Genomic DNA, 7,449 nt, shown 5'->3' on the forward strand with positions numbered 1-7,449 from the left:
TTTTCATCCACGACGATCTTTTGCCCTTTAAACTTATCCGCTTCGAAGCTGATATCCTCAAGCACCTTTTCCATTATTGTATGTAGCCTTCTAGCGCCGATGTCTTCGACCTTTTTGTTCGTGCTTGCCGCAAATTTCGCGATCGCTTTAACCCCGTCCTCGCTAAACTCCAGCTCGACGCCCTCGGTCTTTAAAAGCGCTGAGTACTGCTTAAGAAGCGAATTTTTAGGCTTGGTTAAAATTTCGCACAGCGCCGCCTCGTCTAAGCTGTCAAGCTCGACGCGAAGCGGGAAGCGCCCCTGAAGCTCGGGTATGAGATCGCTAGGCTTGCTGATATGAAAGGCGCCCGCGGCGATAAAAAGGATGTGATCGGTGTCGATATTGCCGAATTTCGTGCTTACGCTGCTGCCCTCCACGATCGGAAGCAGATCGCGCTGCACCCCCTCTTTGCTCGGATCCTGCCTGCCGCTATTGCCGCTTGAAACTGCCACTTTATCGATCTCGTCGATAAAGATAATGCCCTCGTTTTGCGCACGCCTAACGGCTTCGGCTTTGATGCTCTCCATATCTAAGACCTTCTCGCTAGCCTCGCTTTTGAGGGCAACCTTGGCGTCTTTTACCTTCATCTCTTTTTTACTTTTGCGCGTCGAAATTCCGATTACTTTGATGAAGCTTTCCTGCATATTCGCCATCTCGGGCGGTAAATTCGGATTTGATTCAAGCGCGTTTTCGCTTACTTCGATCTCGATGCTAAGATCGTCCAGATCGCCGCGCTCGAGTTTGGCCGCCATCTTTTCATAGCTTTTTTCGTAATCGGCGACCTTCTCCTCGCTCGCTCCGCGCGGAAGCGGCGGAAGGACTTTTTCTAAAATTTTACGCTTGATGTAATCATCGATCTTGTCTTTGTTCTTTTCAAATTCCTCGCCGCGCACTAAATTTACCGACGCGGCGGCCAAATCGCGCACCATGCTCTCCACGTCGCGCCCCACGAAGCCTACTTCAGTATATTTGCTCGCCTCAACCTTGATAAAAGGAAGCCCGAACATCTTCGAAAGTCTGCGCGCAATCTCGGTCTTACCTACGCCGGTAGAGCCGATCATCAGGATGTTTTTGGGCATCACCTCGTTTTTCATCTCATCTTCAAGCGCCATTCTGCGGTAGCGATTTCGCAAAGCCACCGCTATCGTGCGTTTGGCGCTATTTTGTCCGATTATATATTCGTCTAGTTTCTCTACGATCTGCTTTGGCGTCATCATCTCTTTTCGTCCCAAATTGCGTATGTTTTGATGTTTTCGTTCGTGTAAATGCAAATCTCGCCCGCGATTTTAAGGCTTTGCTTTACAAGCTCCTCTTCGTCTAAGCTTGCAAATTTATCCAAAGCTCGCGCCGCGCTAAGAGCGTAATTTCCGCCGCTTCCGATCGCTGCGATCTTGCCGTCGTCCGGTTCTACCACATCGCCCGTGCCGCTAAGCAGAAAGATATTTTTGCGGTCCAGCACCAGCATCATCGCTTCGAGCTTTCGCAGATACTTATCCTTGCGCCACTGCTTGCTAAATTCTATCACGGCCCTTAAAAGATCGCCCTTTGCGCCATCTAAGCACTTTTCAAACATATCAAAAAGATTAAACGCATCGGCGGTGCTGCCCGCAAAGCCCGCTAAAACATTACCCTCTTTGCCGATCTTTCGAATTTTAGTCGCATTGCCCTTTAAGACGGTGTTTCCGAACGTAACCTGTCCGTCGCCGCCGATGACAGAGCCCTTCGCGCCTTTGTAGGCTAAAATGGTAGTCGCTTCAAACACTAGCCACCTCTATCTCAAATTTAGCGCTTATGCCGTGCTTTAGCTTGGCATTTACGTCGTAAATCCCGGTCGTTTTAATAGCCTCGGTCTCTAAAATTTTCTTATCGATTTCGATCTCTTTTTGCTCTTTTAGCGCGGTTGCGATCTCATCTTTGGTCACTGAGCCGAAAAGCGCGCCGCTCTCGCCCGTCTGTTTTACGATCTTTACGCGGATCTTGGCTAGCTCCTCGGCCAGTTTTTGCAAGCTTGCTACCTCGTATTTTTCAAGCTCGGCTTGCTTTTTCTTATCCGCTTCAAATTTACGCAAAACCTCCGTCGTAGCGGCTTTGGCGTAACCTTTGCCGATTAGGAAGTTGTTGCCGTAGCCGTCCTTGACCTCCTTTACCTCGCCCGCCTTTCCGAGCCCCTTAACGTCTTTGATCAATAATACTTTCATCCATTATCCTTTTAAATTTAGCTTTAAATTTATAAAATTTTATAGCGGCGCGGGCGGATCTGAAATTTAGTGAAATTTCATGAAACCTGCCCGCAGCCGCTCGCGCTTTTTCGATAAATTTTAAAATTTCGTTTTGTGAAATTTGCCCGTCCGCCGTGCGGCAAAATTTCAGCTAAAGCTTGCGTCCGTTCTTTCCCGCGATGATAAATCTTAGCGCGCTTAGCTTGATAAATCCGTCGCCGTCTTTTTGATTGAAAACTTTATCCTCTTCAAACGTCACGAAATCGGTATTAAACAAACTATCGCTCTTGCTTTTCCTGCCCAGCACGGTCACGTTGCCCTTATAAAGCTCTAGCTTAACCTTGCCGTTTACGTGCTCTTGGGATTTATTTATCAGCTCTTGAAGCAGCAAGCGCTCCGGGCTGAACCAAAAGCCGTTGTAAATAAGCTCGGCGTAGCGCGGCATCAGATCGTCTTTTAGATGCGCCGCTCCGCGATCTAGCGTGATGCTCTCGATCGCGCGGTGAGCCTTTAGCATGATCGTGCCGCCCGGAGTTTCGTAGCAGCCGCGACTCTTCATGCCGACGTAGCGATTTTCTACTAGATCGAGCCTGCCGATGCCGTTTTTAGCGCCAAGCTCATTAAGCGCAGCTAGCATCTCGTGCGGCTTAAGCGCCTTGCCGTTTAGCTTTACGGGATCGCCGTGCTTGTATTCGATCTCGATGATCTCGCTCTTATCGGGCGCATTTTTAGGGCTGACGCTCCATCGCCACATATCCTCCTCAGGCGCATGAGCGGGATCCTCCAGCACCAAGCCCTCGTAGGAGATATGAAGGATGTTAGCATCCATTGAATACGGCGATTTGCCTGGCTTTGAAGCGATATCGATGCCGTTTTTCTTAGCGTAAGCAAGCAGTTTCTCGCGAGAGTTCAGATCCCACAGCCTCCACGGCGCAATCACTTTAATATCGGGATTTAGCGCGTATGCGCCAAGCTCGAAGCGGACTTGGTCGTTGCCTTTACCGGTCGCGCCGTGGCTTACGGCGTCCGCGCCGGTTTTTTTCGCAATTTCGACTAGTTTTTTAGCAATTAACGGGCGCGCGATCGATGTGCCCAAAAGATACTCGCCCTCATAAACTGCGTTTGCGCGAAACATCGGAAATACGTAATCGCGCACAAATTCTTCGCGCAGATCCTCTACGAAGATATTTTCCTTTTTGATGCCCAGTTTCACAGCTTTGTTTTTGATAGGCTCCAAATCCTCGTTCTGACCGATATCTGCGGTGAAAGTCACCACATCGCAGCCGTAAGTATCGCCGAGCCACTTTAAAATAATGCTCGTATCAAGTCCGCCGGAATACGCTAAAACGACCTTTTTTACATCTTTTGCCATCTCAAATCCTTTACGTAAAATTTGGCGAAATTCTACCAATAAATAGTTTAATAGTTGCTTTTAAGGCAAATATCGCTAAACTCACGCCTATGAGAATCGATAAATTTTTAAACGCAGTAAATATCACCAAGCGGCGCGCCATCAGCGAAGATATGTGCAAAAGCGGCGTCGTAGCCGTAAACGGCGCGGTAGTAAAGCCCGCCAAAGAGCTTAAAATCGGCGACATAATCACGATAAGCTTTCTGGATAGAAAACAAAGCTTTAAAGTCCTAGCCTTTCCTAGCGCGAAAAATACGCCCAAAAGCGAGCAGGCAAAGTATGCCCAAGAGCTTTGAACTCGTCTGCGGCGAGGATGAAATTTCGCGCCTCGTGCAAGCTCTGCCAAAAAGCGGCATAATCTTGCTCATCGGCGATCTTGCCAGCGGCAAAACGACGCTTGCGCGCGCGATCGTGCGGGCGCACGGATCGGATGAAAACGTAAGCTCGCCGACATTTTCGATCATGCAAAACTACGGACAAATTTATCATTACGACATCTATAACGGCGGTTGCGAGGGGATTTTAAAAAACGGACTATTTGAAAATTTATTTGAAGAGGGGCTTCATCTGATCGAATGGGCGGATGAAAATTTGATAAATTTACTTAAAAAATATGAGCTTGATTTTTGCGTAGTGAGGATCACGCCGCACGCGCAAGGGCGAAAATACGAGGTAAGCTATGCATAAACTGGAAGTCAGGGGTCTTAAAAAAACCATAAAAGGCACGCCGATCATTAAGGGCATCTCGCTGGAGCTTTACAACGGCGAGATCGTAGGGCTGCTGGGGCCCAACGGAGCGGGCAAAACCACGACGTTTTATATGATCTGCGGGCTGATAGGCGCTAGCGGCGGCGATATATTGCTTGATGAGCGCAGCATCGCAAAGGTTCCGCTTCACAAGCGCGCCAAGCTCGGCATAGGCTACCTACCGCAAGAAAGCAGCATCTTTAAGGAGCTCAGCGTTGAGGAAAATTTAATGCTCGCTGCAGAGATTACCTATAAAAATAAAGCGGAGGCCTCACGAAAAGTCGATGAGATGCTAAATCTACTCAACATCGAGCCGATCAGATTGCGCAAAGGTGTGAGCCTAAGCGGCGGCGAGCGCAGGCGCTGCGAGATCGCGCGGAGCCTGATGATAACGCCGAAATTTCTACTTTTAGATGAGCCGTTTGCAGGCGTCGATCCGATCGCCGTTAACGATATCCAAAGCATCGTGCGCGATTTAAGCGATCTTGGCATCGGCGTGCTCATCACCGATCACAACGTCCGCGAAACGCTTGCGATCTGCGACCGCGCCTACGTCATCAAAGACGGCGAGCTGTTCGCAGGCGGCACCGCAAAAGAGATAGCTAACGATCCGAATGTCCGTAAATTCTACCTCGGCGAGGATTTTAGCATCTAAGCCAGCCAGAGCGCTTTGGATTTTCACTTCCCGCTTAGGCGCGCGCATTAATTTCTGCAATTTAAATTTTACGATTTAAAATTCAAGTGTACGGCTGCGATTAGTCGTGCACTTGAATTTCGCGTATTAAATTTTTGAAAAGTAGCTAGGTTCGTCTTAAAATTTTTAAATTTCAAAAGGCGTTTTGTACACTGTAAATTTTTAAATAATTTTTTGCTACAGACTCACTTTTGCGACCGAAATTTTAAACCCGCGGTACATAAAATTTAAATCGCATTTTAATCACACTTTGTTTAAATTAAATCAAATTTTAAAGCGGAGGCGTCTTTAAACGTAACGCTTTCATCTGCGCATCAAAATCACGCAGCAGTTTGCAAAAAATATCTGCTCATATAATTAAAATTTTAAAGCAACAAGCCGCAAATAAATTGCGTATGCGAAGACGCCTGCAGTCGCGCAATGCCGTCTAATTTCACGGCGTAATTCCGCGAGCGGCGGCGTAAACCAAAGCGCACACAAACCTACTCACTTCGGCTTCGACGCATCAAATTAAAAGCGACGCGCGAAGCAAGGCCTTCCGACCCGCTAGAATTTTGCCGATTAAGCCGCCTTGTTTAATTAAAATTACACTTTTATTTGCTCTGCGGGTCTAAATTTCGCTCATCTTAAAGCTCGCCGCGGAGTTTAAAATTTTAACCAGACGTCCAGCGCTTTCGGTTTAAATTTTAAAATTCTTAGAATTTTGGCGAGATCAAGGAGAGATTATGAAAAAAGTTCTACTTTCGTGCGCCTTGGCGGGCGCGCTTTTTGGCCTAGAGATCGACGGATTTAGCGCACCTAGTGGTTCACTTATTACCGATGACGCTTTTTATATCGCAAATCGCGGCAGTAGTGAAGATCCACAAGAGCGCGACGGCTTCATCAGCCGCATAGTAAAAAACTCGGGTGTCGTTGAGACAAATTTTATAGACGATCTGGTAAATCCGGGCGGAATGGCGCAGATCGCGGACGTGCTTTATGTCTGCGATATCGATACTATCAGGGGCTTTAGCAAAGGCCAGGAGGTTTTCAATCTAAAAATCGAGGGAGCGCAGGCCTTAAACGACGTCGTAGCGCTCGGCAGCGAAGTTTTGCTCGCAAGCGATCCCGCGCGTGGGACGATCTGGCGCATCGACCTGCTCTCGCGCACCGCGGATGAGTTTGCGCGCATCGATTCATCGCTAGGCAGCCCAAACGGACTTTTGGCTAAAGGCGATAAGCTTCTGATCACCACCTTCGATCTTAGCGGAAAGGTCCCGGGGCGCGTGCTAAGCATGGATCTAAAATCTCGCGAAATTTCGATCTTTGCCGATATGAAGGGGGTTTTCTACGGCATAGCGCGCGGAAAAAACGGCGAAATTTTAATTAGCGACTGGGGCGAGGACCTTTTAAGCGGTAAAATTTGGCGTATCGATGCAAACGGACAGATACGCCAAATAAACCTCGGCGCGATGCAAAGACCTGCGGACATCTCAAGCGACGGCAAGGTTTTATTGATCCCAAAATCGCTGGAAAATAAAGTCGAGCTGATAAATTTGCCCTAAATCAGCCGCTTTCTTTTTTGCTCCGCCGCTTAAGCGGCGGTATCCGCTAGAGAACCGAAGCTAGTTTTTACAGTGCTGAAACTAATCGCCCTTTTTCGCGCGCACTCAAGAGCCGAATACGCTCAAAAGCCGCGTGTGCCGTCTTGCGACACGCAAATGCCGAGCCTGCCGTAAAATTTGCAAATCTATCTGCCCTCATTTTAAATTCCATCGCCTTAAATTTCCTCGCCGCAGATATTTTCGCAGGCCGAGCGACGCTAAATTTCAGCGCAATATTTGACGCTGAAGCGTGCTTTTAACATACCTCGTCGTATCTGCGCGCTACCGAATTCTATGCGGCGGCACGATCTCGACTCCTGTGCGCTGTCGCTGTAAGGGCGTACGAAGCCTACCATTTCGCGCAGCGCTTATATCTAGGCCGCTACAGGCGGGGGCGTCCGCGCGTGGAACCTATCTCTGTATGCGCCCCTCCCACACGGCTGGAGCGTCAAGCTCTGTGTATGAGTTTAAAATTTCATACGGCTCGTAGCTAAATTTATACGCTAGGCTCGGACACTGCTTCACCGCGTAGCCCAGATAGATCCAGCGTAGCCCCAGTTCTTGGGCGAACTCGATCTGTTTTAAAAGCGAAAATTTACCCAGACTTAGATGCGGCAGATACGGATCGTAGTAGCAATACACCGAGCTGATGCCGTCATCCACGATATCGATGAGATCGACGCAGATAAGCCGCCCGTCCTCGTCGTAGTAAGAAATTTCTTTGCCGAAGTCGCCGTGGCCTTGGACGTAAATTTC

8 protein-coding genes and 1 pseudogene are annotated in these 7,449 nt (G+C 48.5%); 4 read left to right on the forward strand and 5 right to left on the reverse strand.

Going from position 1 to position 7,449, the window contains the following annotated elements; genetic code table 11:
• From hslU to Q0257_RS03315, 4 genes are all read right to left on the reverse strand, one after another.
• Positions 1-1,256, reverse strand: a 1,256-nt coding sequence (gene hslU / locus Q0257_RS03300) for an HslU--HslV peptidase ATPase subunit (protein ID WP_298021506.1), incomplete at its 3' end; no start/stop codon positions are given.
• Positions 1,253-1,801, reverse strand: a complete 549-nt coding sequence (gene hslV, locus Q0257_RS03305; RefSeq protein ID WP_005870266.1) for an ATP-dependent protease subunit HslV — start codon at positions 1,799-1,801, stop codon at positions 1,253-1,255. The genes hslV and hslU, both read right to left, overlap by 4 nt.
• On the reverse strand, positions 1,794-2,237 hold the full coding sequence (gene rplI, locus Q0257_RS03310; RefSeq protein ID WP_298021509.1) for a 50S ribosomal protein L9: 444 nt from the start codon (positions 2,235-2,237) through the stop codon (positions 1,794-1,796). The genes hslV and rplI overlap by 8 nt, the downstream gene beginning before the upstream one ends.
• 172 nt (positions 2,238-2,409) lie before the next feature.
• The gene (locus Q0257_RS03315; protein ID WP_298021511.1) at positions 2,410-3,630 is read right to left on the reverse strand and encodes an argininosuccinate synthase; all 1,221 of its coding nucleotides are present in this window, start codon (positions 3,628-3,630) and stop codon (positions 2,410-2,412) included.
• 89 nt (positions 3,631-3,719) lie between these two features.
• On the opposite strand from Q0257_RS03315, the gene Q0257_RS03320 reads away from it, so the two are divergent.
• From Q0257_RS03320 to Q0257_RS03335, 4 genes are all read left to right on the forward strand, one after another.
• The gene (locus Q0257_RS03320; RefSeq protein ID WP_298021524.1) at positions 3,720-3,965 is read left to right on the forward strand and encodes a S4 domain-containing protein; all 246 of its coding nucleotides are present in this window, start codon (positions 3,720-3,722) and stop codon (positions 3,963-3,965) included.
• Entirely contained in the window at positions 3,949-4,356 is a 408-nt protein-coding gene (gene tsaE / locus Q0257_RS03325; protein WP_298021515.1) for a tRNA (adenosine(37)-N6)-threonylcarbamoyltransferase complex ATPase subunit type 1 TsaE, read from the forward strand. Before Q0257_RS03320 ends, tsaE begins: the two co-directional genes overlap by 17 nt.
• A complete protein-coding gene (gene lptB / locus Q0257_RS03330) occupies positions 4,349-5,071 on the forward strand; it encodes an LPS export ABC transporter ATP-binding protein (RefSeq protein WP_298021518.1) in 723 nt (240 codons plus the stop codon). Before tsaE ends, lptB begins: the two co-directional genes overlap by 8 nt.
• A 764-nt stretch (positions 5,072-5,835) precedes the next feature.
• Positions 5,836-6,654, forward strand: a complete 819-nt coding sequence (locus Q0257_RS03335; RefSeq protein WP_298021521.1) for an ATP-binding protein — start codon at positions 5,836-5,838, stop codon at positions 6,652-6,654.
• A 450-nt stretch (positions 6,655-7,104) separates the two neighbouring features.
• On the opposite strand, the pseudogene Q0257_RS03340 reads toward Q0257_RS03335, so the two are convergent.
• Positions 7,105-7,449, reverse strand: a pseudogene (locus Q0257_RS03340) (arginyltransferase); the annotation flags it as partial.

Source organism: uncultured Campylobacter sp. (assembly GCF_938018035.1).
GTDB lineage: Bacteria > Campylobacterota > Campylobacteria > Campylobacterales > Campylobacteraceae > Campylobacter_B.